Source organism: Sulfitobacter sp. S190 (genome assembly GCF_025141935.1).
GTDB lineage: Bacteria > Pseudomonadota > Alphaproteobacteria > Rhodobacterales > Rhodobacteraceae > Sulfitobacter.
In genome coordinates, this window is the sequence record NZ_CP081120.1 from 377,452 (window position 1) to 404,086 (window position 26,635).

The following is a 26,635-nucleotide window of genomic DNA, read 5'->3' on the forward strand; positions in this document are numbered from 1 at the left end:
GAAACACGAGGTTTCGGGGCCTTTTGCTTTGGCCTTGCGACGCGATTACCCTTTGCCGGGTTTGCCGCGTCTCGGTGTCGCTTCTCCGCCGCGTTTGGGTTTGCCCGGAGGGGTAAAGCGTTTGGACGGATCGTTCTGACGCTTGTAGCCGCCACCGTCGCCAGCGCCCGCCGATGCCGCATCTTTTCCCGGTTTTTTCCAGACAGGTTTTGCGCCGGATTTGCCCGCAGGCTTGCCGCGCGGTTTGTCGGCGTCGCGCGAACGCTCTGCGCCGGGTTTGTCTTTCCACACGGATTTTGCCTTGGGCTTTTCGCCCGGCTTCATCGGTGTGCGCTCCGTCTTGTGCGATTTTGACGGGCGGCTTGCGTCACGTTTGCCTTTCGCGGGTGCGGTGCTGCGGGGTTTATACTCCGCTGCGGGCGCGTCATCGCGCGGGGGGCGCGGTTTGCGGGCAGGTTTCGGCGCGTCAGGGTCGAACGATGGTTTGCCGCGATGCGCAGGTTTGGGGCCGCGGTCGTCACGGTCGGCACGCGGACCGCGATCGGGGCGCGGGCCTCGGTCACTGCGGTGATCCGGGCGGGGGCCCTTGGGGCCAAAGTCCGGTTTGCCCTGCATCCGCTCGAGGGTCACACCCTCTTCGGCCTGCATGTCAGTGCCCAGTGCAGCGGTCAGCTTGGCAACCGCGCCTTCTGCCACTTCAACAAAGGAAAAACGCGGCATCGAGCGGATTGCGCCCAGATCGTCACGGCCCAGATCGCCAACACGGCACAACATCGGCAGGAGCGTGCGCGGGCCTGCGCCGTCTTCGCGGCCAACGGATACCTTGAACCAGACCGAAGGCCCGAACTCGGGCCGGTCCTTGGCGGGGGATTTATCTCCGGGATCGGCCAGCTCTTCGGGGGCCGATGCGCGGGCGCGGTAAAGGTTCACGAATGCGGTGGCCAGTTGTTCCTTGGAATACCGCTCGGCAAGGGTCGCCACGAAAGTCGCCGCATCTTCGGGGGCGGGGGTGTTCCACGCATCATCCGACAGCAGGCGTTCTTCGTCGGCGGCGTTGACCTCTGCGGCGGAGGGCGGCACGCCCCATTCCGCGTCCAGCTTGGCCCATTTCAAAAGGCGTGTGGCCTTTGATTTCATCTTGGCGGGCACGATCAGGGCCGAAACCCCCTTGCGACCGGCGCGGCCTGTCCGGCCGGAACGGTGCAGCAACGTGTCCGAATTGGTTGGCAGATCGGCATGGATCACCAGTTCGAGGTTGGGCAGGTCGATGCCGCGGGCCGCCACATCCGTGGCCACGCAGACCCGCGCGCGTCCGTCACGCAGCGCTTGCAGCGCGTTGGTACGTTCCGACTGGGTCAGCTCCCCCGACAGCGCCACCACCGAAAAGTTGCGGTTCGTCAGACGTGTCGTCAGGCGTGCCACGGCGGCGCGGGTGTTGCAGAAGATGATGGCGTTCTTGGCCTCATAGAAGCGCAGCACGTTGAGGATCGCGTTCTCGGCGTCGCGCGGATGCACGGCTAGCGCACGGTAGGTGATATCGGCGTGTTGCTTGGCCTCGGACTTCACGGTCACGCGCTGCGCATCGCGTTGGTAGCTTTGGGCCAGCTTGGCGATGGCGGGGGGCACGGTGGCCGAGAACAGCAAGGTGCGGCGGGTGTCGGGCGCTTCCTGAAGGATGAACTCCAGATCCTCGCGGAACCCCAGGTCCAGCATCTCGTCGGCTTCGTCCAGCACCACGGCGCGCACGTCACCCAGATCGATGTTGTTGCGTTTGATGTGATCACACAGGCGGCCCGGTGTGGCCACGACGATATGCGCCCCACGGTCGAGGGCGCGGCGTTCGGTGCGCGTGTCCATCCCGCCCACGCAGGTTGTAACGACCGCGCCTGCCTTGCCGTAAAGCCACGTCAGCTCGCGGCTGACCTGCATGGCCAGTTCGCGGGTCGGCGCGATGATCAGGCCCAGAGGCGCGCCCGCGCGGCCGAACTGGTCGCCTTCGGACAGCAGCGTCGGCGCAATGGCCAGCCCGAATGCGACCGTTTTGCCCGATCCCGTCTGGGCCGAAACCAGCAAATCCTGGTCAATCAGCGCGGTGTCGGTCACCGCTTCCTGGACGGGTGTGAGAGTGTCATAGCCCTGTTGGGCAAGGGCGTCGGCAATGGATGTGATCAAGGGATGTTCCTGAAAGGCGCGAATAAGGGAGTTGCGCCTGCCCTACTGGGTTCAGTCGCAAATGTACATTGGTGATCGGGAATGGCGGCGTTGCGCCGGGCGCGTGGCTGGCGGCAGGTGCCGTGACCGATGCAGGCCTCTAACGCCTTTGGCATCGGGGCGCAAGGAGCGCCTGCGCTAGCGGGCGTGCTCGGCGTAATGCTGCGTCAGATGCGCTTTCATCGCCTTGATCCCGTCTTTGACGGGGCGGTCGCGGCCCAGACCGATGCGAAAATGCCTCTGCGGTGTTTCGGCGACATCAGAGGTGTATATCGACGCAGGCAAAAGCAAGACGCCGCTTTGCTCCAGCAGATTACGGCAGAATGTTTCCACGCCGTCGGCGCCATTATAGCGCGGGAAGGCCACGCAACCGCCCTGTGGCGCACGAAAATCCACTAGTCCGGGAAAATCCATGAACAGATCCTGCGCCAGTGCGACATTCTCCTTCAGCAGGGCGCGGTTGCGCGCCAGAATCCGGTCGCGCGCCCGCAACGCGATCAGGGCCAGCCGTTCGCTTGGGGCCGAATTGCAGATCGACAGGAAGTGTTTGTAGCGTTCGACCTTTTGCAACAGATCGTGGTCGGGGCAGGCGATCCAGCCGATGCGCAGGCCCGGCAATCCGTAGGCCTTTGACATGACGTTCAGTGATATGCCGCGTTCATAGATATCGGCGATCTGGGGCATGCGGTCCTGTTCGTGCAACTCCACGCCGCGGTACACTTCGTCGCTGAGTATCCAGATGCCGCGGTCACGGCACAGCGTGACCAGCGCCTCCAGATCAGCACGCGGGAGCAGGGCGCCCGTGGGGTTATGCGGAAAGTTGAGCGATATGAGCTTGGTATTGGGGCGGATCGCAGCCTTGACGGCATCCATATCGAGGCGCCATTCGGCTGCATCCTGACTGCCCTCGGCGCGGGTCAGCGGCACGCCGGTGACGTCGCAAATCTGCAAAGGCACGGTTTCCGCGCTTTGGTAGTTGGGGGTCGGAACGATGATATGGTCGTCTGGTGTCAGCAGCACGCGGGCCACGGCGTAAATCCCTTCGCCCGCCCCGGCCAGACACAGGATATTTTCGGCCGCCATCGTGTCATAGGTGCTGGCGATTTCCGCGCGCAGGTCCGGTGCGCCCCATGTTTCGGTATAGCCGAGCCAGAGGGTGTCAAACGCGCTGCGGTCGGCATCGCTTGCCATGTCCAGCAGATCGGCCTGCGACAGGCTTTCCATGTCGGATGCCGTCATGTGGTGGCGGGCCTTGAATTCCCACTCGGAAAAGAAAACCTCCAGTCCGAAGTCGCGCATCTTGCTGGCCATCTGTATTCTCCCCGCCCCATTGCGTGACGCAAGGTAGGCCGGGTCGGGGCCGAAGGGTAGGGGGGATGCGACAAAAGGGACTCGTAATGGGGGCTGGACTCGCGTAGAACAAAAAGAGAACAAAAGGAGGGATGTATGTTGGTCGATTCTTCTTTGGGGCAGGTTGTGACCCTCGGCGCACGCCGTGGGGTGCAGGATGTGCCCACCCCAGCCGCGGGTCAGGCGGTGCTCAAGGATGTGCTGGCGGGCCAGCCGTTCGATGCGGCCGTGACCGGCTTTGTGGTGGCATGCCTGCCACGCTCAAAGGCACCGGTACTGTGGGTGCAGGACCGCAAATCGCGACTGGAAAACGGCCGTGTGTACGGGCCTGCGCTCAGGGGGGTGACCCTGTTGCGGGTCGAGGTGAGCCATCCGCGCGATGTACTGTGGGCGATGGAAGAGGGCGCTGCCTGCGCGGGGTTGTCCGCCGTGGTGGGCGAAGTGCATGGCGCGCCGCCCGCGCTGGATTTCACGGCCAGCAAACGGCTTGCCATGCGGGCCGAAGCAACGGGAATTCCTGTCTGGTTGATCCGGTCCGGCGAAGAGGGCGGGTTGAGTGCGGCGCGCGAACGCTGGCGGATCTCGTCGCTGCCCTCCGCGCGTCATCCGCACAATGCCGCCGCCCCCGGCACTGCACTATGGGAGGCAGAGCTGTTTCGCGCCCGCGGTCGTGCCCCCGGTACATGGGTGGCCTCACATGACGCCGATGCCCGACAAGACGCGGATCGCCTGCGCTTTCTTCCCCGATCTGGCGATGGATCGCTGGCGGAGGATCGTGGCACAGCAGCGCACGCTGCCGGATGACACGGTGCCGGTGGTGTTGTCGGCAGAAGGCACGCATGGGCATGTGGTTCACACCATGAGCGCGGCGGCGGCCGCGCGCGGCATCGTGGCAGGTGCGCGGGTGGTGGACGTGCAGGCCATTCATCCCGATTTGCACGTAGAGCATGCCGATGCGGCCGGTGACCGGGCCATGCTGGACCGTCTGGCGCTCTGGGCGCGGCGGTGGTGCCCCTGGACGGTGGCCGACGGAGACGACGGCCTGCTTCTGGATGTGACGGGAGCTGCGCATCTGTTCGGGGGCGAGGCACAGATGCTGCGTGACATCGGCGCACGGTTCGCCATGCAGGGGCTGCAGGCGCGGCTCGCGATGGCGCCCACACGGGGGGCGGCGCAAATGCTGGCCCGATACGGCGGGGCGGGGCGGATCTGTGGAGCCGATGATCTGGTCGAAACGCTTGGGCCACTACCGGTGGCGGCCCTGCGCTTGCCGTCTGAAACGGTGCGGTTGCTGGACCGGCTGGGTCTGAAAACCATTCGGGGTCTGATGGATGTGCCGCGCAGCGCGCTGATGCGGCGTTTTGCCGGGGCTGACGCGCGGATCAATCCGCTGCTGTTGCTGGACCGTGCATTGGGGCGCAGCGCCGATCCGCTGGATGCGCCGGCGGATGCCGATGTCTGGATGGCACGGGTGCGCATGGCCGAGCCTGTGATGGATCCGGTGCCCTGGCTGGAGGGGTTGGCAGAAGACCTGTGTGCGCAACTGGCCAAGGCCGAAAGGGGCGCGCGCCGGTTGCAACTGACGATCTACAGGGTGGACGGGGAATGGCGCTCGCGCGCCGCGGCAACGGCACAGGCCAGCCGCGATCCGGCCCATATGGTGCGCTTGCTGAGTGGCAAGATCGACGGGATCGACCCCGGTTTCGGCTTTGATCTGATGACGCTGGAGGCGCAGCGGGTCGAGCCGCTTTGTCTGCATCAGGACAGTCTGGACGGGGCCCGCGATGCCGCTGCGGATGTGTCTGCACTGCTCGACCGCCTGACGGCCAAGCTGGGCCCAGACAAGGTAAGCTGGCAGACATTCGTACAAAGCCACCTGCCCGAAAGGGTCGAGGGGCGGGCATCGGTTCTGGCGGGGGACACCGCAGAGCGTATGATCGACCTGCCGCGCGAACGTCCGCTGCGTCTGCTGGAGCCGCCCGAGGAGATCGGCGTGCTTTATGCGGTGCCCGAAGGGCCGCCCGCACGGTTCCGATGGCGGCGCGTCAGCTACCTGATGGCGCGGTTCGAAGGGCCGGAACGGGTGGCCCCCGAATGGTGGCGCGCGCGCCCCGAAACCCGGCTGCGTGACTATTACAAGGTAGAAGTGGGTGATGGGCGCCGGTTGTGGCTCTACCGCGAGGGGATCGTGGGGGACGGGCGCGGGGGGGATCCGCGCTGGTTTGTACACGGAGTGTTCAGCTGACCCCGCCCGGCGCGCGTCTGCGACGACGCCCCGCCCGCCGTCCCACACCGCAATAACGCAAACTGTTCGGAGCAGGCTGCCACCTGATGCCAGAGCAAGAAGGTCATAAACGCCGCACCCAGGACGGCGACGATCCGTTCCACTGGAACGATCCCGGCCCCTATGTGGAGCTGGGCCTTGCATCGTGCTTTTCGTTTTTGCGCGCCGCCTCTGACGCCATTGATCTGACGGCGACGGCCAATCTGCTGGGATATCATGCCATGGGCATCGCCGATCACAACACGCTGGCGGGGGTGGTGCGCATCCACACCGAAGCGAAGATCACCAAGGTACGCCCCCTGATCGGCGCCCGGCTCGAGCTGTTGTGCGGCACACAGCTGCTGGCCTATCCGCAGGACCGCGATGCCTATGCCCGACTGTCGACACTGCTGTCGCGGGGCAAGATGACGGACGAGAGCGGCGGCTGGCAGGAAAAGGGCGAAACGCATCTGACGCTAGAAATGCTGGCGGCGCACGCCGAAGGGATACATCTGATCGTGATGCCCCCCGAAAATCTGGATGTCTTTGCCGCCGGTCTGGGGCGGTTGTGCAATGCGCTGCCCGGGCTGCGTCATGTGGGGGCGGCCTATCTCTACCGCGGCGACGACGTTGCGCGCATCAACCGGCTGGACCAGATCGCCCATGCCCACGGGCTGGGCATCCTGGCCACCAACGATGTGCTGTATCACGCCCCGCAACGGCGCCCCTTGCAGGATGTGATGACCTGCATCCGCCACGGGACCACCATCGACCACGCCGGTTTCCTGTTGGAGGCCAATGCCGAAAGGTACCTCAAGCCGCCTGCCGAAATGTGCCGCCTGTTCGAACCGTGGCCCCATGCCATCAAGGCGACCCGTACCGTGGCGGATGCCTGCACCTTCAGTCTGGATGATCTGAAATACGAATACCCCCACGAAATTGTCCCCGACGGACGCACCGCAATGGAGGAGCTGGAGCGTCTGACCTGGGAAGGAGCGGCTTGGCGCTATCCGGACGGGATCAGCGACCACATCAAAGAGCTGATTGCCAAGGAATTTGACCTGATACGGCTCAAGAAGATCGCCCGCTATTTCTTGACAATCAACGACATCGTGCGCTTTGCCCGCCATCAGGCACAGCCGCCGATCCTGTGTCAGGGGCGCGGGTCCGCGGCCAACTCGGTGGTCTGCTTCTGTCTGGGCATCACGTCGGTCGATCCTGCCGAACACGACGTGTTGTTCGAACGCTTTCTCAGCGAAGAACGGGACGAGCCGCCGGACATCGACGTGGATTTCGAACACGAACGCCGCGAAGAGGTGATCCAGTATATGTACGACACCTACGGGCGTGACCGGGCGGGGCTGTGTGCCACGGTGATCCACTACCGCCCCCGTTCCGCCATCCGTGAGGTGGGCAAGGCGATGGGCCTGTCCGAAGATGTCACCAGCAAGCTGGCCAGCACCGTCTGGGGCAGTTTCGAGGGCCGGATGGGCGATGAGCGGGTCAAGGACGCGGGCATGGACCTGACCGATCCCTACCTGCGCCGGGTGATCGCGCTGGCGCGCCAGATGACCGGCATGCCCCGTCACCTTAGCCAGCACGTCGGCGGTTTTATCCTGACGGAACGCCCGCTGACCGAAATGGTGCCCATTGGCAACGGCGCCATGCCGGATCGGTCCTTCATCGAGTGGGACAAAGACGACATCGACGCCCTGGGCATCTTCAAGGTGGATATCCTGGCGCTCGGGATGCTGACCTGCATCGCCAAGGTGTTCGATCTGCTGGGCGCGCACTACGGGGTGCACCATGATCTGGCCAGCGTGCCGGTGGACGACGAAGACACCTATGACATGCTGTGCGCGGGCGACAGTCTGGGGGTGTTTCAGGTTGAAAGCCGCGCGCAGATGGCGATGCTGCCGAAACTGCGACCGCGTGTGTTCTATGATCTGGTGATCGAGGTGGCGATCGTGCGTCCCGGCCCCATTCAGGGCGATATGGTCCATCCCTATCTGCGCCGCCGTCAGGGGCTCGAAGGGGTCAGCTATCCCGCGCCGGGGCCGGAGCATCCGCAGGACGAGTTGCTCAAGATTCTGGGCCGGACGCTCGGGGTGCCGATCTTTCAGGAGCAGGCGATGAAAATCGCCATCGACGCGGCACGCTTTTCCGCCAAGGAAGCAAACGAGCTGCGCAAGGCGATGGCGACGTTCCGGTCGCGCGGCACCATCGAGTTGTTGCAGCAAAAGATGGTGGGCCGGATGGTGAGCCGTGGCTATGCCCGCGAATTTGCCGAGCGCTGTTTCAACCAGATCAAGGGCTTTGGCGAATACGGCTTTCCCGAAAGCCACGCCGCCAGTTTTGCCAAGTTGGTCTATGTGTCCAGCTGGATGAAATGCCACTACCCTGCGGCCTTTGCCTGTGCGCTGCTCAACAGCCAGCCGATGGGGTTTTACGCCCCTGCCCAGATCGTGCGCGACGCGCGCGAACACGACGTCGAGGTGCGCGGCGTCGATGTCAATTATTCCGATTGGGACTGCACGCTCGAACCCTGCGCGCAAGGTTTTGCACTGCGGCTTGGCCTGCGCCAGATCGATGGAATGCGGCAGGACGCAGGGCTGCGGATCATGGCGGCGCGCGACGCCCCTTTCATCGACGTGGGCGAGCTCAAGGAACGGGCCAAGCTCGACCGTGGCACCACCCGGCGGCTGGCGGCGGCAGATGCGTTCCGGTCGGTGGGGATCGACCGGCGACAGGCGCTGTGGCAGGCGCAGGGGCTGCGCGACGCCCCCGCCTTGCCGATCTTCGAGCACGCAGAGGCGGCGGCGGTGGGCCCCGATCCGGTTGTGGATCTGCCCGCCATGCCACAGGCCGAACATGTGGTGGCCGATTATCAAACGCTGCGCCTGTCGCTCAAGGCGCATCCGATGGCCTTTTTTCGCGCCAGCCTGCGGGCGCAAGGGTTCTCCAGCTCGCACAATCTGATCCACATGGCGCACGGGCAGCGGGTGTCGCTCGCGGGGCTGGTGCTGGTGCGCCAGAAACCCGGCAGCGCCAAGGGCGTCTGTTTCATCACGCTGGAGGACGAGGACGGTGTGGCCAATCTGGTGATCTGGCCCAAGCTGTTCGAGCATTACCGCGCCGATATCATGCAGGCCCGGTTGATGGTGGTGCACGGGCGGATGCAAACGGACGGCAAGGTCATACACGTGGTGGTCGACCGGCTTGAGAACCGCACGGACCGGCTCGATACGCTCGCCGACGAACGCGTGCCTGCCACGACCGTGCGCGGCGATCATCCCAACAATCCGCTGCCCGGACAGGTCGGCGGCGGGCGGCGGCATCCGCGCGATGTGCGTGTGATCCCCAAGTCGCGGGATTTCCATTGAAGGACGGGTGCCGGTGGCTAAGGTAGGCCCGCAACCGCACCGCATGAGGTCTCCATGATCGATCCCCGCAAGCGCGCCTTTCTGACCGGCCTTTTCGACGCGGCCGTGACCGCCGCCGACGCGCGGGCCGCATTGGCAGGACATCTGCCCGGCAAACCAAAGGGGCGCACCGTTGTGGTCGGTGCGGGCAAGGGCGCGGCCCAGCTGGCCGCCGCGTTCGAAGACCTGTGGGATGGACCGGTGGAGGGGGTTGTCGTCACGCGCTACGGCTATGCGGCGCCCACGCGGCACATTCGCGTTCTCGAAGCGGCCCACCCTGTGCCTGATGCCGCAGGGCGCGCTGCCACCGCCGCGCTCTTTGATTGCGTGGTCGGTTTGGGGCCGGATGATCTGGTCGTCAGTCTGGTCTGCGGGGGCGGATCGGCCCTGCTGCCCAGCCCGCCCGAGGGCCTGACGCTGGCCGATGAACAGGCGCTCAACGCGGCGTTGCTGGCGTCCGGTGCGCCCATCGGGGTCATGAACGCGATCCGCAAACATTGCAGCGGCATCAAGGGGGGCAGATTGGCCGCCGCCGCATATCCCGCACGGGTCGTCAGCCTGATCGTGTCGGATGTGCCGGGCGACGATCCCGCCCAAGTGGCATCGGGACCGACAGTGCCGGATGCCGTCACGCTCGAGGATGCCCGCGCATTGATCGCGACACGCGACATCGTTCTGCCCGACGCAATCACCGCACATCTGAACGGCAACACCGCACACGCGCCCGCACCCGATGATCCCGTCTTTGCGCGCAACACAGTGCGTGTGATCGCCTCCGCCCGCCTGTCGCTCGAGGCTGCATCGAATGCGGCGCGCGCGCAGGGGCTGGATGCGGTGATCCTGTCGGACGCGATCGAGGGCGAGGCCCGCGTTATCGGTCAGATGCACGCGGCGATCGCCTGCGAAGTGGCCGCGCACAACCGCCCCTTTGCCGCCCCAGTCGTGATCCTGTCGGGGGGCGAAACGACGGTGACCCTGATGGGCGACGGCGGACGCGGCGGACGCAACACCGAATTCCTGCTTTCTTTTGCCCAAGGGATTGCCGAGCGGCCGGACATCGCAGCACTTGCTGCCGACACCGACGGCATCGACGGGTCGCAGGACAACGCAGGTGCCTTTGCCGATGGCGCAACCGTCGGCGCGATGCGGGCGGCCGGGATCGATCCTGCCGCGGCGTTGCGGGCCAATGATGCGTGGGGGGCGTTCGATGCGGCAGGCACCCTGTTCGTGCCCGGACCAACCGGCACGAACGTCAATGATTTCCGGGCTATCCTTGTGGGCGACGTGCCTAGCTGACCGGCGGCGCACCGCCCGCCTCGGTCAGATGGGCCACCGTGTCTTGTAGCGTGGCCAGCCGGTCGGCATCCACCTGCGCGGTTACCGGCCCGTTCAGGATATCCTGCCATACGTGCGTGGCCCGCGTGCTGGCGTCTTCGGCGCCCCGTTCGGACCATGTGCCATAGTTGGCATAATCATGCACGATCGGCTGGTAAAACTCGCTCTGGTACCGCGCCATCGTGTGATCGGTGCCAAAGAAGTGGCCCGACGGACCGACATCTGCAATCGCGTCCAGACCCATGTCGCTGCCGCCCGTTTCGTGCGCCACACAAAGCTCGGCCACCATGTTCAGCACTTCGACGTCTGTCACCAGTTTTTCGTAGCTCACGGTCAGCCCGCCTTCGATCCATCCGGCGGCATGGATCACCACCGTGGCCCCCGCCATCAGGCACCCCCAGGTCCCCATCTGCGTCTCATTCGCCGCCTGCACATCGTTGAGATTGCTGGCCGACCCCGTCGCAGACCGCCACGGCAACCCGATGTGGCGGGCAAGCTGTCCCGCTGCGAGCGAGGCGCGGAAATGCTCGGGCGTGCCAAAGACCGGCGCGCCCGATTTCATATCCACGTTTGACGTGAAAGTGCCGTAGCACACCGGCGCGCCGGGGCGCACCAGTTGCGTGAGGGTGATCGCGGCCAGCGCTTCGGCGTGGCTGAGCGTGATGGCACCCGCCACGGTGATCGGTGCCATCGCCCCCATCAAGGTAAACGGCGTGACGATACTGACCTGCCCTGCGCGGGCAAAGTCGATCAGCCCTTGCGCCATTGGAATATCCAGCGTGCGCGGCGAGTTTGTATTGATGATGGTATAGCTGCAGGGGCGGGTGCGAAACGCTTCATCGTCCAGCCCGCGATAGGCGGCCAGCATCTCAAAGCTTTGTTCGACCTGCGGCGTGCCGCGCGAGAAGATAAACGGCACCTTGTCGGTGAGCCGCGCCTGCGCTTCGAGCATGAAATAGTGACGCAGGTGGATCGGAACATCCTGAGGCTCCACCACTGGCGGGATCATGTGCAGCACATCGAAATGCTGGGTCAGGCGGATGAGATCGCAGAAATCCGCCCCCGTGCCGGGCCGGCGGCCCTTGATGCGGTCGGTGGCGTGCGGCGCACCGGCGCCGGGCTGAAAGATCAGGCTGCCGAGTTCCAGCGTCACGTCCCGCTCGGGGTTCCGGGCAGACAAGTGAATGCTTTCCGGCGCTGTTTCCAGGGCCTGCTCGATGATGTCGCGGCCCAGACATACCATGTCGTCATCGCCGAGACGGGCACCGGCTTTCGCATAGAGGTCCCGCGCTGCAGGCAGCAGAACCCTGATGCCATGCGTCTCGACGATATCGAGCGCCGCATCGTGCATGGCGGCGATATGATCGTCGCTGAAGGCGCGCATGGGCGGGAAGGGATTGCGCAATTGCCGGTAGTTCGGGGTGCGGGCCGGGGCCGTCTGGTCGCGGCCCCGGCGGCGTCCGGTTCTCATGCCCGGATCACCTTGCCCTCGGGGTCGTAGGGGGAAGGATCGATCACTTTGGCCGCACGTTCCACGCCCACCACATGCACCCGAAGCGCCGTGCCCGGTTGCGCCTTGTCGCTATCGACAAGGGCCATCGCCAGCGATTTGCCGACCGTGTGGCCATAGCCGCCCGAGGTCACAAAGCCGACCTGCGCGCCGTCGTGCCAGATCGGCTCGTATCCCGACGCATCCGCGCCTTCTGCATCGATTTCCAGTGTCACCTGCCGTTGCGCGGGCCCGTTCCCGTCCCGTTCGGCCAGTGCCGCATCGCGGCCCACGAACCCTGCGCGGTCCCAGTCGATCCAGCGGTCCATGCCCGTCGTGGCGGCGGTGTATCCTTGCGTGAATTCCGCCGACCAGATGCCATAGCTTTTCTCGAGCCGCAGGCTGAGCAGGGCATTGAACCCGAATTCGATCATGCCCTCATCGGCACCGGCGTCCAGCAGCAGATCGCGCAGCATGGCGTGATCGCCCATACGGCAGTGGATCTCGAACCCCAGCTCTCCTGTCACGGAAAGGCGACCGACCTTGGTGCGGAACAATCCGATGTCGAAATGCCGGCACCCCATGAACGGCAGGGCAGCCGCATCGGCGTTCAGCTTTTCCAGAACAGCGCGGGATTTCGGACCCGACAGCGACAGGCCAGCAACCTCCTCGCCCAGATCGCGCAGCACCACATCCGCCCCCATGTGATCGTCAAACCAGCGCGCATGCCAGCGGCGCAGATAATAGCTGCCCATGATCCAGTAGGTCCCGTCGCCCCAGTTGAAAAGCGTCAGGTCCCCCTTCAGCCGGGCATCTTCGCCCAGCATCACAGCGAGCCGCGCGCGGCCCGGTTTCGGCAATCTTGTGGCGAAAATGCTGTGCAGCCAGTCCTCTGCGCCTTCTCCCGATACCTCGAACCGCGAAAAACCGGTGATGTCGAGCAGACCAACCCTGTCGCGCACCGCCTTGCACTCGGCGGCGACAATATCGAACGCATTGGAGCGTTTGAGCGAGGGCTGCTCTTCGAAACCCTTTGGCGCGAAATAAAGCGGCACCTCGAGATCCCAGCTTTGGCCCCATTTGCACCCCTTGTCGGTCATCGCGCCGTAGGAAGGTGTGGTTTTCAGCGGCCGCCCGGCGGGCAACTGTTCGTTAGGATAGGTCATCACGAAACGGCGCGAATAGAATTGGCCGGTCGTTTCCTTGATGTACTGCTTGTTCTCGGCCCAGATGCCATAGCGGGCGACATCCATGCCATACACATCGGCCTCCGGCTCGCCGTGGATCATCCATTCGGCCAGCGATTTACCAACGCCACCGCCTTGCAGGAACCCGGCCATCACGGCGCAGGCGCTCCAATAGCCTCGCTTGCCCGGCACGGGGCCGACCAGCGGGTTGCCGTCGGGCGAGAATGTAAACGCGCCATTGACCCATGTTTTCACGCCGACGTCCTGCAGCGCGGGATAGCGTTCGAACCCCATGATCAGCTCTTTTTCGATGCGGTCGGGGTCTTCCTGCTGCAGCTCGAACCCGTATTCCCACGGCGCGCCATCCATCATCCAGTGTTGGTGGTCGACCTCATAGATCCCCAGCAAGACACCTTTCTGGTCCTGCCGCAGATAGGTAAAGCCCTCCAGATCGACGGTCATGGGCACCTCGAAATCAAGCGCTTCCAATGCCGGGATCGTGTCGGAGATGAGGTAGTGGTGATTGAGCGGCGAGACCGGCAGCTCGACCCCCGCCATGCGGCCCACCTGTTTTGCCCACAGGCCCGCGGCGTTGACGACATGCTCGCAGGTCACGGTGCCCTTTTCGGTCACCACTTCCCAGCCTTCCAGCGTCTGGTTCAGTTCCAGAACGCGGTTATGCTCGACCACGCTGGCGCCGTATTTCTTGGCCGCACCGGCGTAGGCATGCACCGTGCCCGTTGTGTCGATGTATCCTTCGCGGTCGGCCCACATGCCGCCCAGCAGACCTTCGCCCGACATGATCGGGTTCAGCGCGCAGGCTTCTTCCACGCTGACCAACCGGCAGTCGTTGATGCCGATGGATTGAAAAGTCCGGTAGGCCGATTGCAGCCATTCCCACCTGTCCGGCGTGCCCGCCATCGTCAGGCCGCCGGTCATGTGCATGCCGATGTTCTGGCCCGATTCCTCTTCGATGGTGCGCAAAAGGTCGATGGTGTAGGATTGCAGCTGCGCGATGTTCGGATCGGCGTTGAGCGCGTGAACGCCGCCCGCCGCGTGCCAGCTCGATCCGGCGGTCAGTACCGAGCGTTCAATCAGGCAAACGTCGCTCCAGCCCATCTTGGCCAGATGATACAGCACCGACGTGCCCACAACGCCGCCCCCGATAACGACGACCCGGTAATGCGAATTCATGGCTGACCCCTTGCTGATACCCGTTCGGGCTCAGCTTAGCGGCGGTCGGATCGCGCGAATAGACACTTCTGTACATAAATTTGTCTGTTTGCGACCTTTGCGGGATCACGCCGTGCGTTTGAAGGCCGCGGTGGCCACGCCCATCGCCACCAGAGCGGCGCCGCCAACCCGCGACATCCCGGCGAGCACGGCGGGTCTGGCGATGCGGGCGCGCAACCGGTCCGCCAGCAGCGCATAGGCGAGCGCGTTAAGCCCAGCCAGACTGACAAACGTCGCCACGAGGATCGCAAACTGCGGCACCAGCGCGGTGTTCACGTCGATGAACTGCGGCACGAAGGCAATGAAAAAGACGATGGATTTCGGGTTCAGTGCCGTGACGGCCGCGGCGTGTCCGAATACCTGCCGTGCGGAGGTGTCCGTTTGCGCGGTGACGTCCCCGAATTCGGCGCTCCGCGCTGAGCGGAACAGTTTGATCCCCAGATAGACCAGATACACCGCGCCGACCCACTTGAGCATGGTGAAAAGCGTGGCCGACGCAAGCACCAGGGCCCCCAACCCGGCGAGCGACGCGCTCATCGCGATCAGATCGCCCAACGCGACACCGGCTGCGGTTGCGACAGCGACGCGTTTGCCTTGGCTCAGCGCATAGGACAGCACCAGAAGCACCGTCGGTCCGGGGATCAGCAAAAGAGCCAGCGATGCGGCTACGAAAGCCAGCCAAAGTGAAAAATCCATCCGAAATCTCCGATCCGCCTAAGGTGTTGCCAGAGTAAGGCATGGATCGGCAATGCCGGTAAAGGGCCTGACGCGGCAGACGGAAGACGCGCGTTCCGGTTGACTGGATAATGTGCTGGAAAGGGGGGAGTGTTGGTGGAGCATAGCGGGATCGAACCGCTGACCTCCTGCATGCCATGCAGGCGCTCTCCCAGCTGAGCTAATGCCCCATCGTGGACCGTGGTCCGAATGGTACGGTGTCGCCACCGATGCGCCGTGTACTAGGCGCAAGCTTCGGCGGGATCAAGCGAAAAAATGCCCGCCCCGCCGAAACAATCAGCTGTCGTCATCCTCGGATGCGACGTCTGCGATTTCTTCCAGAGGTACAGTTGTATCCTCGTCATCATCGTCGTCCAGAATGTCGTCGTCCAGATCGACATCAACGTCATCGTCATCCACCAGATCCTCGTCCTCGGATGCCTCTTTGACCTTGGCTTTGGTGGTTGCGGCATCTGCGGCGTCGGCGGCGATCATGCGGGACTTGGAAATGTCCACTTCCACGACCTCGCCCGTGTAGGGGCTGATGATCGGGTTTTTATTCAGATCGTAGAAACGCTTGCCCGTGGTGGGGCAAAGGCGCTTGGTTCCCCATTCTTCGTTGGGCATATCGGTCCCCTTCAAGATTTGCGGTTGCATTTGGGTGTTCGTGTATAGAAGATTCTGGGCAAGTGCCATACGAAGGGCAGGCTGTCAAAGCCAAAAGCCTTAACTCCTTTATTCGCAGGCCCCAGATGACGGACCAGCACCTGCTTGGCGACCCTCCCATTGCGTTGACCCTGCGCCGATCTGCCCGTGCGCGGCGGATCAGTCTGCGAATCTCGCAGCTGGACGGGCGGGTGACACTGACGATGCCGAAACGGCTTGCGGAGCGCGAGGCGCTGGCCTTTGCGGCCAGCAAGGAAGACTGGATCAGGCACCATCTGGCGGCGCGCGGAGCAGATGTGCCGGTTGCCATCGGCGCGCAGCTTCCCTTGGGCGGGCAGATGGTCGAGGTGGTCGCGGGGCAAGGGCGGCGCGTCGAGATCCGCGCGGACACCATCCACGTCCCCGGACCCGCGGACCGGGTGGGCAAGCGGTTGCAGGCGCACCTCAAGGAGCTCGCCCGCGACAGGCTGGCGGGGGCGTGTGACGATTATGCCGCCGCGCTGGGCCGGTCGTATGACCGGATCAGCCTGCGCGACACGCGGTCGCGGTGGGGGTCGTGCACGTCCGATGCGGGGCTGATGTTTTCATGGCGGTTGATCATGGCACCGCCTGACGTGCTGGACTATGTGGCGGCACATGAGGTCGCGCATCTGGCCGAGATGAACCATTCGCCCGCGTTCTGGGCAGGGGTGACGCGCATTTACGGTGACTATGATCCGCCGCGCCGCTGGCTGCGCACGCATGGCAGCGGATTGCACCGGTACAAATTCTAGTCTGAACTTTCCCGTTGTGCGGCGCGTTGGGTCGCCACCGCATGAACAGGAGAATGACAGATGTCTTCATCGAAATCACAAGACGAAATCTGGGACGAATGGCGCGATCTGGTCAACATGGCCCCACAGGAGCTGGAGGACTGGCTGGAGACCGAGGAGTCGAAATCCGTTGGCGATACGGAGGATCGCGAATCCACGGGGCACAAGTCGGGCCGCCGCATTGTAAAGATCAAGCGCACCAACAAGGACGATCTGAGTGACGACCAGTGGGACCACATGGCGACCGTCGTCGGCTATGTGAAACGGCATCTGTCGCAGGGCGGGCCGGACTCCGATGTGGAAGAATCGGACTGGCGCTATTCGTTGATGAACTGGGGGCACGACCCGCTGAAAGACGACGATTGACGGGGCATAAATTTGTGATCACAAAGAGGCATGAACCTGACCTCGCGCCCCGTTGATCCTGCCCCGCTTGCCCATGACAGGGTTTACCGACAGCTGCGCAGCCGTGTTATGTACGGCGATATTGCGCCCGGTCAGGCCCTTACGCTGAGGGGGATCGGGCGCGAGTACGAGGTGTCGATGACACCGGCGCGGGAGGCGGTGCGGCGGCTGGTGGCGGAGGGGGCATTCACGATGTCGAACTCGGGGCGGATCGCCACGCCGGAGCTCAGCAACGAGCGGATAGAGGAGCTGGCCGCGCTTCGGGCGTTGATCGAGGTGGAGCTGGCAAGCCGCGCCTTGCCGCGCGCGCATATGGCGCTGATCGAACGGTTGCAGACCATCAACGGCAAGGTCGGCGAGGCCGTGGCCCACCGCGATGCCGTCAGCTATATCCGCACCAATCTGGAATTCCACAGAGCCTTGTATTTAAGGGCGCAGGCCCCTGCGATGCTGGCGATGGCGGAGACGGTGTGGCTGCAGATGGGGCCAACGATGCGCGCACTTTACGGGCGCTTGCGGCGGACCGAACCCCCGCAGTTTCACCGGCTGATCATTGCCGCGCTAAGGGCGGGTGACGAGCCGGGACTGCGGCTTGCGGTGCGTTCGGATGTGACGCAGGGGCTGCGGATGCTGGCAAGCTGAACCACCGCCGCTTGACGCCTTGGGAGGATATGCACACAGTGTGCACCATGCGTACACACACTGTGCATACGATTGCGTTCTATCCCCGCGGCTGACCAGACGCGGACGATTTCCCCATTCCAGATGACTTCGTGCCGCCGGTCGGGCGCGCGCCGCGGCCGGCGGGGCGCACCACAGACCGACAAAAGGCCGACACCATGACACAGCCCCTACTCCGCCCCGTCGAGACCCGCGATTTGCCGCGGTTGTTCGAGATGATCGTCGCGCTTGCCGCGCACCACGGCGATACGCCGGGGCTGACTCCGCAAGCCCTGCGCGACGACGTGACGGGCGATCATCCGTGGGTCAGGGTTCTGGTCGCCGAAGCGGATGGTGTGCCGATCGGATACGGGGCGCTGTGCCCGCTGGCGCAGCTTCAGCACGGGGTGCGCGGGATGGACATGCACCATCTGTTCGTAGAGGCCGCGTGGCGGGGCCACGGTGTGGGGCGCGCGCTTATTGAGGGGTGTGTCGAACTGGCGCGGGCGCTCGGCTGCCGCTATGTCACGGTGGGCACACACCCCGACAACCTGGCCGCGCAGCAGGTCTATGCCGCGGCAGGGTTCGAGACATTGTCGTCGCCCGGACCACGCTTCATCCACAAGATGTGAGCGGGGATCAGGCCGCGAGGCCGCGATCACCCATGTCGAGGTACTTCTCGCGGCGGTCCTTGACGAGCGCCTTGGCGTCCTTGTCGGACAACGACTTGAGCATTTCGTCGATCATGGCACCCACGGACGCGATGGCGGTCTGCGGGTCGCGGTGCGCGCCGCCTTTGGGTTCGGGGATGATCCGGTCGTTGACGCCCAGTTGCTTGAGATCTTGCGCGGTCAGGCGCAACGCTTCGGCAGCTTCGCGCATCTTTTCGGCGTCTTTCCACAGGATCGACGCGCAGCCTTCGGGCGAGATCACGGAATAGACGGAGTGTTCGAGCATCGCGACACGGTTGGCCGTGGCAAAGGCCACCGCCCCGCCCGATCCGCCTTCGCCGATGATGACAGACACCAGCGGCACGCCGATCTGGAGGCATTTTTCGGTGGCGCGCGCGATGGCTTCGGATTGGCCGCGTTCCTCGGCGCCCTTGCCGGGGTAGGCGCCGGGCGTATCGACGAGTGTTATGACGGGCAGGCCGAACCGGTCGGCCATGTCCATCAGGCGCACCGCCTTGCGGTATCCTTCGGGGCGCGCCATGCCGAAATTGCGTTCGATGCGCGATTTGGTGTCATTGCCCTTCTCGTGGCCGATCACCACGACGGGCGTGTCGTTGAACCGTGCAAGCCCGCCCATGACCGCGTGGTCATCGGCAAAGTTCCGGTCCCCCGCCAGCGGCGTGTATTCGGTAAACAGCGCGTCAATATAGTCCTTGCAGTGGGGCCGGTCGGGGTGGCGGGCCACCTGACATTTGCGCCAGGGCGTGAGGTTTTTATACAGATCGTCCAGCATCTTGGCCGCTTTGGCGTCGAGCGCCTGCGCTTCGGTGGTGACATCGGTTCCGGGGTCCCGCTTGGCCATGGCGCGCAGCTCTTCTGCTTTGCCTTCGATTTCGGCCAGCGGTTTTTCGAAATCCATATACTGGGTCATGTGATGCCTCTTGACGATACGCTGGTCCCGTATATGGCGCTGATTTGCCGGGTTTGCAACGTGGCGTCAGCGGCGGGTCACAGTTGCAGAACCGGATAGAGCGAGGCCACCAGAAGGAGAGCCATCGTCCAGTTGAAGACCGCCAGCCTGCGCGGGTTGGTCAGGACGCGCTGCAATTGCTGGCCCGCGACGGTCCACATCGTGACCGATGGCAGGTTCACGGCGGCAAAGAGCATCCCCGCGAGCGCCAGCAGGAGCAGCCCGCCATCGCCCACGTAAACGGTGATCGCGGTGAGCGCCATGGCCCAGGCCTTGGGGTTTACCCACTGGAAACCCGCCGCCTGAAGAAAGCTCATCGGGGTGCCGGCGGAGTCGGATTTGCGCACCGGTGCGGCATGGGCGATTTTCCACGCCAGCCAGAGCATATAGATCACGCTGCCGATCTTGAGCGCGGTATAGACCACGGGAAAGCGGTCAAAAATCTGCACCAGCCCCGCGCCCACGGCAAACATCATCACCATGAAGCCGACGGAGATGCCCAGCATATGCGGGATCGTCCGGAAAAAGCCGAAGTTGGCCCCCGAGGCCATCAGCATCAGGTTGTTGGGCCCCGGTGTGGCGGAGCTGACGAAGGCGAAAAGCGCGAGGCCGGTGATGAGTTCAAATGTCATACCGCAATAATTGCGCCGCTGTGGGGGTGATAAATTGCGAAATGCGCCGGATTGTGGTTATCTGCGCAATGTATGGCAGATATTGACGAAAAATCACATCAGATATTGCGCGAGTTATCCCGCGACGGCCGCATCAGCAATCTGGAGCTTGCCGATCGGGTGGGCCTGTCGCCCTCGGCGTGTTTGCGGCGTGTGCAGGAGCTTGAACGGCGCGGTGTCATCACCGGCTACCGGGCGGTGCTGGACCCGGCGGCGATGGGCACGGGGTTCGTGGCCTATATCGGTGTTGGCCTGAAGGATCATTCCAAGGCCAGTCAGGAAGCGTTCGAGCGCGCGATTTCGCGTGCCCCCGAGGTGCGCGAGTGTCACAACATCACCGGGTCGATCGAGTATCTGCTGCGGGTGGAAAGCGACGATCTGCGCGCCTACAAGCGGTTTCATACCGACCGGCTGGGCGCCTTGCCGCAAGTGGCGTCGATCACCTCCTATGTCGTGATGGGGTCGCCCAAGGACGAGCGGGCCTGATTGTTTCCATTTTGGCGACAATGCTGACCAAAGGGCGCATTGTTTCGCTGGTGGCGTGGAAACACTGTGTTTCCGCCGCATTTCTTGTGGATTTCCGGGGGGTCCGTATTTTGCGGCTGCCTTGATTGTGCAGACACACTGTGGAGCGGTGCCGATGACGATGTTGAACTATTTGCAAGCTGGCGTGCTGGGCGCGATGTCTGCGCTGTTCGTCTATGATCTGGGCTTTGACCGGGGGGCGCATGGCGCACCGGTGCCGCCCGCCACAAGCGCTGTGCATACCGTCGTCTGAGCGGCGGTTCTTTTTGCAAAACGGCCCGTGCAGGGATGCGCGGGCCGTTTTGCGTTTGACGCGGATCAGCCCGCGATCATTTCGGATTGGCGCACGATGACTTCGGCCTGTTTGATGCTGGCGATGTCGACGAGACGGCCCTTGTAGACCGTGGCTCCTTCGCCGTTGGCCTTGGCCTGTTCCATCGCGGCGAGGATTTCGCGGGCTTCGGCCACGGCAGCGTCGGAGGGGGTGAACACCTCGTTGGCGAGCGCGATCTGTTTGGGGTGGATGGCCCATTTGCCGACCATGCCCAGCGTTGCGGAACGGCGGGCCTGCGCGCGGTAGCCTTCGTCGTCGGAAAAGTCGCCGAAGGGGCCATCGACCGGCAGCACGCCGTGGGTGCGGCAGGCCGCGACAATCGCCGTTTGCGCCCAGTGCCACGGATCGGACCAGTGTTTTTGCCCGTCGTGCAGCATGTAGTAGTTTTCCTGCGTGCCGCCGATGCCGGTGGTCTGCATGCCCATGGAGGCGGCAAAATCCGCGGCGCCGAGGCTCATCGCGGTCATGCGTGGCGAGGCGGCGGCGATTTCCTCGACGTGGGCGACGCCAGCGGCGGATTCGATGATCACTTCGAACTGGATCGGTTTCGTGCGCCCCTTGGCGGTTTCGATTGCCGTGACCAGCGCGTCGACCGCGTAGATGTCGGCGGCGCAGCCGACCTTGGGGATCATGATCTGGTCAAGCCGGTCGTCGGCCTGTTCGAGCAGATCCACCACGTCACGGTACCAGTAGGGGGTGTCGAGCCCGTTGATGCGCACCGACAGGGTCTTGGTGCCCCAATCATGCGCGCCGATGGCCTCGATCACGTTGGCGCGGGCCATGTCCTTGTCGGTGGGGGCGACGCTGTCTTCGAGATCGAGGTTGATGACATCCGCCGCCGAGGCCGCCATCTTGGGAAAGAGTTTGGTGTTCGATCCCGGGCCGAAGAGCTGGCAGCGGTTGGGGCGCGCGGCGGGGGCGGGTTGCAGGCGAAAGCTCATGGGGAAATCCTTCGAGACATAAAATTGCGTCAGACGTTGCGTTGTGATTATTAAATTGCGCGCCATGCCGCAAGTGCATTTTGCACCCGCAGCAAAGCGTGTTTTGCACTGCTACGCACAAATTGTGCACGTAGCGCGAAATTTTCGGCAGGATCGTGCGGAGAGATGCCCGGTGGCGCGCGATACGAGATTGATTTGCGCGCCGTTTGGCGCAATCTGCGCGTAAATCGACACATTTTTCGGGGAGAATCACGTCATGATCGAGACACCGTATCTTTTGTTTCTGGGCGACGCGCCGGACCAGCTGTCTGCGAAGGTCGCACAGGGCATCAAGGACTGGCGCCCGGACAATGCCGTGGGCCAGTTGCGCATGGAAGGCTGCAAGGCCGATGTAGGTCTGACGGACATGACGCTGGCGCAGGCGCGCGAAGCGGGGGCCAAGACGCTGGTGATCGGGGTCGCGAACCGCGGTGGCTATATCAGTCAGGCGTGGAAGAAGGTGCTGATCGAGGCGCTGGGCATGGGATATGATCTGGCGTCGGGGCTGCACAACCTTTTGGCCAACGAGGGCGATCTGGTGGCGGCGAGCCAGATCAACGGTCAGACCCTGCATGACGTGCGTGTGCCCAACGTCGAGTATCCCATTGCCAACGGTGTAAAGCGCACCGGCAAGCGGGTGCTGGCCGTGGGCACGGATTGTTCGGTGGGCAAGATGTATACCGCGCTGGCGCTGGACGAGGCGATGCGCAAGAAGGGCATGACATCGACGTTCCGGGCGACGGGGCAGACAGGGATCCTGATCACCGGGTCGGGCGTGCCGCTGGACGCGGTCGTGGCCGATTTCATGGCAGGGGCGGTCGAATATCTGACCCCCGACAATGACGCCGATCACTGGGACATCATCGAGGGGCAGGGCAGCCTGTTCCACGTCAGCTATTCCGGGGTGACGCTGGCCCTGATCCACGGTGGCCAGCCCGATGCGCTGATCCTGTGTCACGAGCCCACGCGGCCCCACATGCGCGGGTTGCCTGACTATACGCCGCCCAGCCTCGCGGCGGTGCGTGACACGGCCCTGACGCTGGCGCGGGTGGCCAACCCCGCGTGTGAAGTGGTGGGCGTGTCGGTCAACACGCAGCACCTGTCGGAGGCGGAGGCCGACGCGTATCTTGCCAAGGTCGAGGCGGAGATGGGGTTGCCCGCGGTCGATCCGTTCCGTCACGGGGCGGACAAGCTGGCGGATGCGTTGGCGGCCCTGTAAAGCGGGAGCGTCCGGTCGGTTCTGCGGGATCGAGTTTAGGGGCAAGATGAAGGTGCGGACGGCGGGTTTTGCGCGCCGTCGCGCCGGGCAGAAGGGGCAGCATCATGCAGATCGACATACGTCACGACACGTTCAAGTTGGCGCAGGTGTTTACCATCAGTCGCGGATCGCGCACCGAGGCCAACGTGCTGAGCGTGCGGATCGAGGATGCGGGGCATGTGGGGCGCGGTGAATGCGTGCCCTACGCGCGCTATGGTGAAACGCTCGACAGTGTGACCGCACAGATCGAGGGATTGCCGGAGACGGTCGACCGTGCCGGTCTGTATGATCTTCTGCCGGCGGGGGCGGCGCGGAATGCGGTTGATTGTGCCTTGTGGGATCTGGAGGCCAAGCGCAGCGGCACGCCGGTGTGGCAGTTGGCCGGTCTGGAGCGGCCCGCGCCGCAGGTCACGGCCTATACCCTGTCGCTCGATACGCCCGAGCGGATGCAGGCGCAGGCGGCGGCCCACGCCCGTCGCCCGCTGCTCAAGATCAAGCTGGGCACGCCCGATGACATGGCCCGTCTGGAGGCGGTGCGCGCCGGGGCGCCCGACAGCACCATCATCGTGGATGCCAACGAGGGGTGGTCGGCGCAGGTCTATGCCGATCTGGCGCCGCATCTTGTGCGTCTGGGGGTGGCGATGGTCGAACAACCGTTGCCCGCGGGCGAGGATGAAGCCCTGTTGGGGATGGACCGCCCTGTGCCGGTCTGTGCCGACGAGAGTTGCCATGATCGCGCCAGCCTGCCGGCCCTTGAGGGCAAGTATGACATGGTCAACATCAAGCTGGACAAGACCGGCGGGTTGACCGAGGCGCTTGCCCTGCGCGATGCGGCGCGGGCGGCGGGATTTGACGTGATGGTGGGCTGCATGGTGGGGTCGTCGCTGGCGATGGCGCCTGCGGTTCTGGTGGCGCAGGGGGCTGCGGTTGTCGATCTGGACGGGCCGCTGTTGCTGGCCGAGGATCGCGCCGCGCCGTTGACATTCGATGCCGCCGGGGTGCATCCCGCGACGGCGCAGCTTTGGGGATAGAAGAGAATGCGGACAGTTTATGTAAACGGCGAGTACCTGCCGGAGCACGAGGCCACGGTATCGATTTTCGACCGCGGGTTCTTGATGGCCGACGGGGTCTATGAGGTCACGTCGGTGCTGGACGGCAAGTTGATCGATTTCGACGGCCACGCGGTGCGTCTGAGCCGGTCGCTGAACGAGTTGGAGATGCGCAACCCGATCTCCAAGGACGATCTGCTGGAGGTGCACCGCGAGTTGGTCCGCCGCAACGAAATCGACGAGGGGCTGGTGTATCTGCAGGTGACCCGCGGGTCCGACGGTGATCGCGATTTCGCCTTTCCCGCCGAGGAGACGGAGCCGACCATCGTGCTGTTCACCCAAAACAAGCCCGGTCTGGCCGACAGCCCCGCGGCCCGGAAGGGCGCCAAGGTGATTTCCATCGAGGATATCCGCTGGGGCCGCCGCGACATCAAGACGGTTCAGCTGCTTTATCCGTCGATGGGCAAGATGATGGCCAAGAAGGCCGGTTGTGATGATGCGTGGATGGTCGAGGACGGGATGGTGACCGAAGGGACCTCCAACAACGCCTATATCGTGAAGGGCGGCAAGATCATCACCCGTCATCTGGGCAACGAGATCCTGCATGGCATCACCCGTGCCGCCGTGCTGCGCTTTGCCCGCGAGGCCCAGATGGCCGTGGAGGAGCGTAGTTTCACCATCGCCGAAGCGCAGGAAGCCGATGAGGCGTTTACCACGTCGGCGAGTGCGTTCGTGATGCCGGTGGTCGAGATTGACGGGGTCGCGCTGGGCGACGGTACGCCGGGGCCGGTGGCCACGCGGCTGCGCGAGATCTACCTCGACGAGATGCGCAAGGCGGCGCAGTGACATCGCCCGCGCCGCTGACCCGTGAGGCGTTGGCGGCGGCGGTGGGCACCACGGTGGCCCGCTCAGACTGGGAGCGGGTCGATCAGGACCGCATCGATGCCTTTGCGCAGGTCAGCGGCGATCACCAGTTCATCCACACCGACCCCCGGCGTGCCGCGGCGACGCCGTTTGGCGGGACGATCGCCCACGGCATGCTCAGCCTGTCGGTGCTTGTGGGGATGGCCAGCCGCGTTTTGCCCCCGGTCGCGGGGCAGCGGGCGGTTGTGAATTACGGCTTTGACCGGGTCCGGTTTATCGCGCCCGTTCGGGCGGGGGCACGGGTGCGCGGGCAGTTCGATCTGGCGCAGGTGACAGAGCGCGGGCGCGGGGCGCTGATGTTGCGCTATGCCGCGCAGGCGCTGGTCGAAGGGGCCGACCGCCCGGCGCTGCGGGCGGACTGGCTGTTGCTGTACCAGTTCGAGACCTAGCCTTTGTCGGTGCCGACATTTTCGGCGAAGGCGGTTTTGAACGCCTCTTGCTGGGCGCCGCTGGCATCGGTCTGGTAGTTGGCTTTCCACGCGTCCATGGACATGCCGTAGAAGAGCTCGCGCGCCTCCATCTTGTCCATTTCGATGCCCCGTTCGGCGGCGGCTTCCTGGTACCAGCGCGACAGGCAGTTGCGGCAAAATCCTGTCAGATTCATCATGTCGATGTTCTGCACATCCGTGCGGTCCTGCATCAGGTGCTGTTGCAGACGGCGGAAGGCGGCGGCCTGAAGTTCGATTTCGGTCTGGGTGGGGGTATCGGTCATGGGATGCTCCTGTTGTCGGATCAAAGATGGGCGCGGGCGCGGGCCGCTTCAAGCAGGGGGGCCAGCCGGTCGGCCCACGCGTCCTGTTGCGCAGGTGTGGCGATGACGTCGTTGCGCAACTCGATCAGCACATGCAGACGCCCGTGGGCCAACGCGTGACGGTCCATGCTGTCACCGCGCAGCGCACCGGTATAGGGCTGGTTGTCGCCCACGGTCAGATCCTTCTGCGCGCGCAGCAGATCGAGCGTCGGGCCGCTGAGCCGTTGGTCGGCGGCGTAGAGGATGCCGATTTCCCACGGCCGGGGCGGACGTCCGCGCAGCTGTGGCGTGAAGCTGTGGATCGAAACGATGGCGGTTTCGGGGCGGTCGGCCAGCCGCGCCTGTTCGCCGTGGTAGGGCCGGTAGCACAGATCGAGCCTGCGGGCGCGTTCGGTTGGACCGGCGTTGCGGTTGGCGGGGATAAGCGTGCCGTCGTAGAGCTTCATCAGCAGGGTTGGGTCGTCTTCGCCGCGGTTGGGATCGATCACCAGACGCGAGAAATTCGACAGCAGCGCCGGGCCGTTGAGCCGTTCGGCCAGTGCCCGGCTGACCCCTGCCGCGCCGGGGTCATAGGCGATGTGACGGGCCATATCGGCGGGATCAAGCCCCAGATCGCCGCCCGCAATGGCGCGGGGCACCGTGTTGGCGGCATGATCGCAGGTGACAACCCATCCGCCGGTGCGTTCGGACCCGAAAGTATTGAAAGGACGGTAGTCAGAGGTATCTGTCATCGTGGCGTTCCCATAATGGGCCAA

25 protein-coding genes and 1 tRNA gene are annotated in these 26,635 nt (G+C 64.4%); 14 read left to right on the top strand and 12 right to left on the bottom strand.

Annotated features, from left to right (window positions below; translation table 11 throughout):
- Nucleotides 1–45: 45 nt before the first annotated feature.
- Together K3756_RS01865 and K3756_RS01870 are read right to left on the bottom strand one after the other, a co-directional pair.
- Nucleotides 46–2,172, bottom strand: a complete 2,127-nt coding sequence (locus tag K3756_RS01865) for a DEAD/DEAH box helicase (RefSeq protein ID WP_259990345.1) — start codon at nucleotides 2,170–2,172, stop codon at nucleotides 46–48.
- Nucleotides 2,173–2,349: 177 nt separating this feature from the next.
- Entirely contained in the window at nucleotides 2,350–3,522 is a 1,173-nt protein-coding gene (locus K3756_RS01870) for an aminotransferase class I/II-fold pyridoxal phosphate-dependent enzyme (protein WP_259990348.1), read from the bottom strand.
- 135 nt (nucleotides 3,523–3,657) lie between these two features.
- Between K3756_RS01870 and K3756_RS01875 the strand changes: the two genes are divergently transcribed.
- The 4 genes from K3756_RS01875 to K3756_RS01890 all read left to right on the top strand — a co-directional run bounded on the left by K3756_RS01875 (nucleotide 3,658) and on the right by K3756_RS01890 (nucleotide 10,542).
- Complete coding sequence (locus tag K3756_RS01875) at nucleotides 3,658–4,365, top strand: ImuA family protein (protein ID WP_259990350.1); 708 nt, start codon at nucleotides 3,658–3,660, stop codon at nucleotides 4,363–4,365.
- Entirely contained in the window at nucleotides 4,259–5,806 is a 1,548-nt protein-coding gene (locus tag K3756_RS01880) for a DNA polymerase Y family protein (protein ID WP_259990352.1), read from the top strand. The genes K3756_RS01875 and K3756_RS01880 overlap by 107 nt, the downstream gene beginning before the upstream one ends.
- A gap of 86 nt (nucleotides 5,807–5,892) precedes the next feature.
- Nucleotides 5,893–9,207, top strand: a complete 3,315-nt coding sequence (locus tag K3756_RS01885) for an error-prone DNA polymerase (RefSeq protein WP_259990354.1) — start codon at nucleotides 5,893–5,895, stop codon at nucleotides 9,205–9,207.
- A 54-nt stretch (nucleotides 9,208–9,261) separates the two neighbouring features.
- Nucleotides 9,262–10,542 carry a glycerate kinase gene (locus K3756_RS01890; protein ID WP_259990356.1) on the top strand — a complete coding sequence of 427 codons (1,281 nt, stop codon included), beginning with the start codon at nucleotides 9,262–9,264 and terminating at the stop codon, nucleotides 10,540–10,542.
- On the opposite strand, the gene K3756_RS01895 is transcribed toward K3756_RS01890, so the two are convergent.
- The 5 genes from K3756_RS01895 to K3756_RS01915 form a co-directional block, all read right to left on the bottom strand.
- Nucleotides 10,535–12,052 (bottom strand): trimethylamine methyltransferase family protein, encoded by a 1,518-nt coding sequence (locus tag K3756_RS01895; RefSeq protein ID WP_259990358.1) that lies wholly within the window; start codon nucleotides 12,050–12,052, stop codon nucleotides 10,535–10,537. The genes K3756_RS01890 and K3756_RS01895 overlap by 8 nt on opposite strands.
- Nucleotides 12,049–14,451: an FAD-dependent oxidoreductase gene (locus K3756_RS01900; RefSeq protein ID WP_259990360.1), complete on the bottom strand. Its 2,403-nt coding sequence runs from the start codon at nucleotides 14,449–14,451 to the stop codon at nucleotides 12,049–12,051. Before K3756_RS01900 ends, K3756_RS01895 begins: the two co-directional genes overlap by 4 nt.
- A gap of 105 nt (nucleotides 14,452–14,556) precedes the next feature.
- Nucleotides 14,557–15,186 carry a LysE family translocator gene (locus K3756_RS01905; RefSeq protein WP_259990362.1) on the bottom strand — a complete coding sequence of 210 codons (630 nt, stop codon included), beginning with the start codon at nucleotides 15,184–15,186 and terminating at the stop codon, nucleotides 14,557–14,559.
- 133 nt (nucleotides 15,187–15,319) lie between these two features.
- A tRNA-Ala gene (locus K3756_RS01910) sits at nucleotides 15,320–15,395 on the bottom strand.
- A gap of 106 nt (nucleotides 15,396–15,501) precedes the next feature.
- Entirely contained in the window at nucleotides 15,502–15,831 is a 330-nt protein-coding gene (locus tag K3756_RS01915) for a TIGR02300 family protein (RefSeq protein ID WP_259990364.1), read from the bottom strand.
- Nucleotides 15,832–15,956: 125 nt separating this feature from the next.
- On the opposite strand from K3756_RS01915, the gene K3756_RS01920 reads away from it, so the two are divergent.
- The 4 genes from K3756_RS01920 (at nucleotide 15,957) to K3756_RS01935 (ending at nucleotide 18,379) form a co-directional block, all read left to right on the top strand.
- Entirely contained in the window at nucleotides 15,957–16,643 is a 687-nt protein-coding gene (locus K3756_RS01920; RefSeq protein WP_259990366.1) for a M48 family metallopeptidase, read from the top strand.
- A gap of 60 nt (nucleotides 16,644–16,703) precedes the next feature.
- The gene (locus tag K3756_RS01925; RefSeq protein WP_259990368.1) at nucleotides 16,704–17,048 is read left to right on the top strand and encodes a DUF3140 domain-containing protein; all 345 of its coding nucleotides are present in this window, start codon (nucleotides 16,704–16,706) and stop codon (nucleotides 17,046–17,048) included.
- 30 nt (nucleotides 17,049–17,078) lie between these two features.
- Nucleotides 17,079–17,729, top strand: coding sequence for a GntR family transcriptional regulator (locus tag K3756_RS01930; RefSeq protein ID WP_259990370.1), 651 nt, complete (start codon nucleotides 17,079–17,081; stop codon nucleotides 17,727–17,729).
- A gap of 197 nt (nucleotides 17,730–17,926) precedes the next feature.
- Nucleotides 17,927–18,379 (top strand): GNAT family N-acetyltransferase, encoded by a 453-nt coding sequence (locus tag K3756_RS01935; RefSeq protein WP_259990372.1) that lies wholly within the window; start codon nucleotides 17,927–17,929, stop codon nucleotides 18,377–18,379.
- 7 nt (nucleotides 18,380–18,386) lie between these two features.
- On the opposite strand, the gene K3756_RS01940 is transcribed toward K3756_RS01935, so the two are convergent.
- Nucleotides 18,387–19,349: an acetyl-CoA carboxylase carboxyltransferase subunit alpha gene (locus K3756_RS01940; protein WP_259990374.1), complete on the bottom strand. Its 963-nt coding sequence runs from the start codon at nucleotides 19,347–19,349 to the stop codon at nucleotides 18,387–18,389.
- Between the two features lie 77 nt (nucleotides 19,350–19,426).
- Nucleotides 19,427–20,020, bottom strand: coding sequence for a LysE family translocator (locus K3756_RS01945; protein WP_259990376.1), 594 nt, complete (start codon nucleotides 20,018–20,020; stop codon nucleotides 19,427–19,429).
- A gap of 72 nt (nucleotides 20,021–20,092) precedes the next feature.
- Here K3756_RS01945 and K3756_RS01950 point away from each other — a divergent pair, with 72 nt between their 5' ends.
- Nucleotides 20,093–20,545 carry an Lrp/AsnC family transcriptional regulator gene (locus K3756_RS01950; RefSeq protein WP_259990379.1) on the top strand — a complete coding sequence of 151 codons (453 nt, stop codon included), beginning with the start codon at nucleotides 20,093–20,095 and terminating at the stop codon, nucleotides 20,543–20,545.
- A 154-nt stretch (nucleotides 20,546–20,699) separates the two neighbouring features.
- On the top strand, nucleotides 20,700–20,837 hold the full coding sequence (locus tag K3756_RS01955) for a hypothetical protein (RefSeq protein ID WP_259990381.1): 138 nt from the start codon (nucleotides 20,700–20,702) through the stop codon (nucleotides 20,835–20,837).
- Between the two features lie 65 nt (nucleotides 20,838–20,902).
- On the opposite strand, the gene K3756_RS01960 is transcribed toward K3756_RS01955, so the two are convergent.
- Entirely contained in the window at nucleotides 20,903–21,859 is a 957-nt protein-coding gene (locus tag K3756_RS01960; protein WP_259990383.1) for an L-malyl-CoA/beta-methylmalyl-CoA lyase, read from the bottom strand.
- A gap of 256 nt (nucleotides 21,860–22,115) precedes the next feature.
- Between K3756_RS01960 and dgcN the strand changes: the two genes are divergently transcribed.
- The 4 genes from dgcN to K3756_RS01980 all read left to right on the top strand — a co-directional run bounded on the left by dgcN (nucleotide 22,116) and on the right by K3756_RS01980 (nucleotide 25,518).
- Nucleotides 22,116–23,117, top strand: a complete 1,002-nt coding sequence (dgcN, locus tag K3756_RS01965) for an N-acetyltransferase DgcN (protein ID WP_259990385.1) — start codon at nucleotides 22,116–22,118, stop codon at nucleotides 23,115–23,117.
- A 104-nt stretch (nucleotides 23,118–23,221) separates the two neighbouring features.
- On the top strand, nucleotides 23,222–24,187 hold the full coding sequence (gene dgcA / locus K3756_RS01970; protein WP_259990386.1) for an N-acetyl-D-Glu racemase DgcA: 966 nt from the start codon (nucleotides 23,222–23,224) through the stop codon (nucleotides 24,185–24,187).
- Between the two features lie 6 nt (nucleotides 24,188–24,193).
- Complete coding sequence (locus K3756_RS01975) at nucleotides 24,194–25,051, top strand: D-amino-acid transaminase (protein WP_259990389.1); 858 nt, start codon at nucleotides 24,194–24,196, stop codon at nucleotides 25,049–25,051.
- A complete protein-coding gene (locus K3756_RS01980; protein ID WP_259990391.1) occupies nucleotides 25,048–25,518 on the top strand; it encodes a MaoC family dehydratase in 471 nt (156 codons plus the stop codon). The genes K3756_RS01975 and K3756_RS01980 overlap by 4 nt, the downstream gene beginning before the upstream one ends.
- On the opposite strand, the gene K3756_RS01985 is transcribed toward K3756_RS01980, so the two are convergent.
- Together K3756_RS01985 and K3756_RS01990 are read right to left on the bottom strand one after the other, a co-directional pair.
- A complete protein-coding gene (locus tag K3756_RS01985; protein ID WP_259990393.1) occupies nucleotides 25,515–25,841 on the bottom strand; it encodes a DUF1244 domain-containing protein in 327 nt (108 codons plus the stop codon). The genes K3756_RS01980 and K3756_RS01985 overlap by 4 nt on opposite strands.
- Before the next feature lie 20 nt (nucleotides 25,842–25,861).
- Nucleotides 25,862–26,611 carry an N-formylglutamate amidohydrolase gene (locus tag K3756_RS01990; RefSeq protein ID WP_259990395.1) on the bottom strand — a complete coding sequence of 250 codons (750 nt, stop codon included), beginning with the start codon at nucleotides 26,609–26,611 and terminating at the stop codon, nucleotides 25,862–25,864.
- Nucleotides 26,612–26,635 lie beyond the last annotated feature (24 nt).

What these genes read in the sequence shown, in the direction of transcription:
- K3756_RS01975 (WP_259990389.1), top strand. Translation starts at nt 24,194, where the DNA reads ATGCGGACAGTTTATGTAAACGGCGAGTACCTGCCGGAGCACGAGGCC.
- K3756_RS01880 (WP_259990352.1), top strand. Translation starts at nt 4,259, where the DNA reads ATGACGCCGATGCCCGACAAGACGCGGATCGCCTGCGCTTTCTTCCCC.
- dgcN (WP_259990385.1), top strand. Translation starts at nt 22,116, where the DNA reads ATGATCGAGACACCGTATCTTTTGTTTCTGGGCGACGCGCCGGACCAG.
- K3756_RS01950 (WP_259990379.1), top strand. Translation starts at nt 20,093, where the DNA reads ATGGCAGATATTGACGAAAAATCACATCAGATATTGCGCGAGTTATCC.
- K3756_RS01930 (WP_259990370.1), top strand. Translation starts at nt 17,079, where the DNA reads ATGAACCTGACCTCGCGCCCCGTTGATCCTGCCCCGCTTGCCCATGAC.
- K3756_RS01925 (WP_259990368.1), top strand. Translation starts at nt 16,704, where the DNA reads ATGTCTTCATCGAAATCACAAGACGAAATCTGGGACGAATGGCGCGAT.
- K3756_RS01875 (WP_259990350.1), top strand. Translation starts at nt 3,658, where the DNA reads ATGTTGGTCGATTCTTCTTTGGGGCAGGTTGTGACCCTCGGCGCACGC.
- K3756_RS01935 (WP_259990372.1), top strand. Translation starts at nt 17,927, where the DNA reads ATGACACAGCCCCTACTCCGCCCCGTCGAGACCCGCGATTTGCCGCGG.
- K3756_RS01870 (WP_259990348.1), bottom strand. Translation starts at nt 3,522, where the DNA reads ATGGCCAGCAAGATGCGCGACTTCGGACTGGAGGTTTTCTTTTCCGAG.
- K3756_RS01895 (WP_259990358.1), bottom strand. Translation starts at nt 12,052, where the DNA reads ATGAGAACCGGACGCCGCCGGGGCCGCGACCAGACGGCCCCGGCCCGC.
- K3756_RS01990 (WP_259990395.1), bottom strand. Translation starts at nt 26,611, where the DNA reads ATGACAGATACCTCTGACTACCGTCCTTTCAATACTTTCGGGTCCGAA.
- K3756_RS01905 (WP_259990362.1), bottom strand. Translation starts at nt 15,186, where the DNA reads ATGGATTTTTCACTTTGGCTGGCTTTCGTAGCCGCATCGCTGGCTCTT.
- K3756_RS01985 (WP_259990393.1), bottom strand. Translation starts at nt 25,841, where the DNA reads ATGACCGATACCCCCACCCAGACCGAAATCGAACTTCAGGCCGCCGCC.
- K3756_RS01960 (WP_259990383.1), bottom strand. Translation starts at nt 21,859, where the DNA reads ATGAGCTTTCGCCTGCAACCCGCCCCCGCCGCGCGCCCCAACCGCTGC.
- dgcA (WP_259990386.1), top strand. Translation starts at nt 23,222, where the DNA reads ATGCAGATCGACATACGTCACGACACGTTCAAGTTGGCGCAGGTGTTT.
- K3756_RS01955 (WP_259990381.1), top strand. Translation starts at nt 20,700, where the DNA reads ATGACGATGTTGAACTATTTGCAAGCTGGCGTGCTGGGCGCGATGTCT.
- K3756_RS01920 (WP_259990366.1), top strand. Translation starts at nt 15,957, where the DNA reads ATGACGGACCAGCACCTGCTTGGCGACCCTCCCATTGCGTTGACCCTG.
- K3756_RS01945 (WP_259990376.1), bottom strand. Translation starts at nt 20,020, where the DNA reads ATGACATTTGAACTCATCACCGGCCTCGCGCTTTTCGCCTTCGTCAGC.
- K3756_RS01890 (WP_259990356.1), top strand. Translation starts at nt 9,262, where the DNA reads ATGATCGATCCCCGCAAGCGCGCCTTTCTGACCGGCCTTTTCGACGCG.
- K3756_RS01940 (WP_259990374.1), bottom strand. Translation starts at nt 19,349, where the DNA reads ATGACCCAGTATATGGATTTCGAAAAACCGCTGGCCGAAATCGAAGGC.
- K3756_RS01900 (WP_259990360.1), bottom strand. Translation starts at nt 14,451, where the DNA reads ATGAATTCGCATTACCGGGTCGTCGTTATCGGGGGCGGCGTTGTGGGC.
- K3756_RS01885 (WP_259990354.1), top strand. Translation starts at nt 5,893, where the DNA reads ATGCCAGAGCAAGAAGGTCATAAACGCCGCACCCAGGACGGCGACGAT.
- K3756_RS01915 (WP_259990364.1), bottom strand. Translation starts at nt 15,831, where the DNA reads ATGCCCAACGAAGAATGGGGAACCAAGCGCCTTTGCCCCACCACGGGC.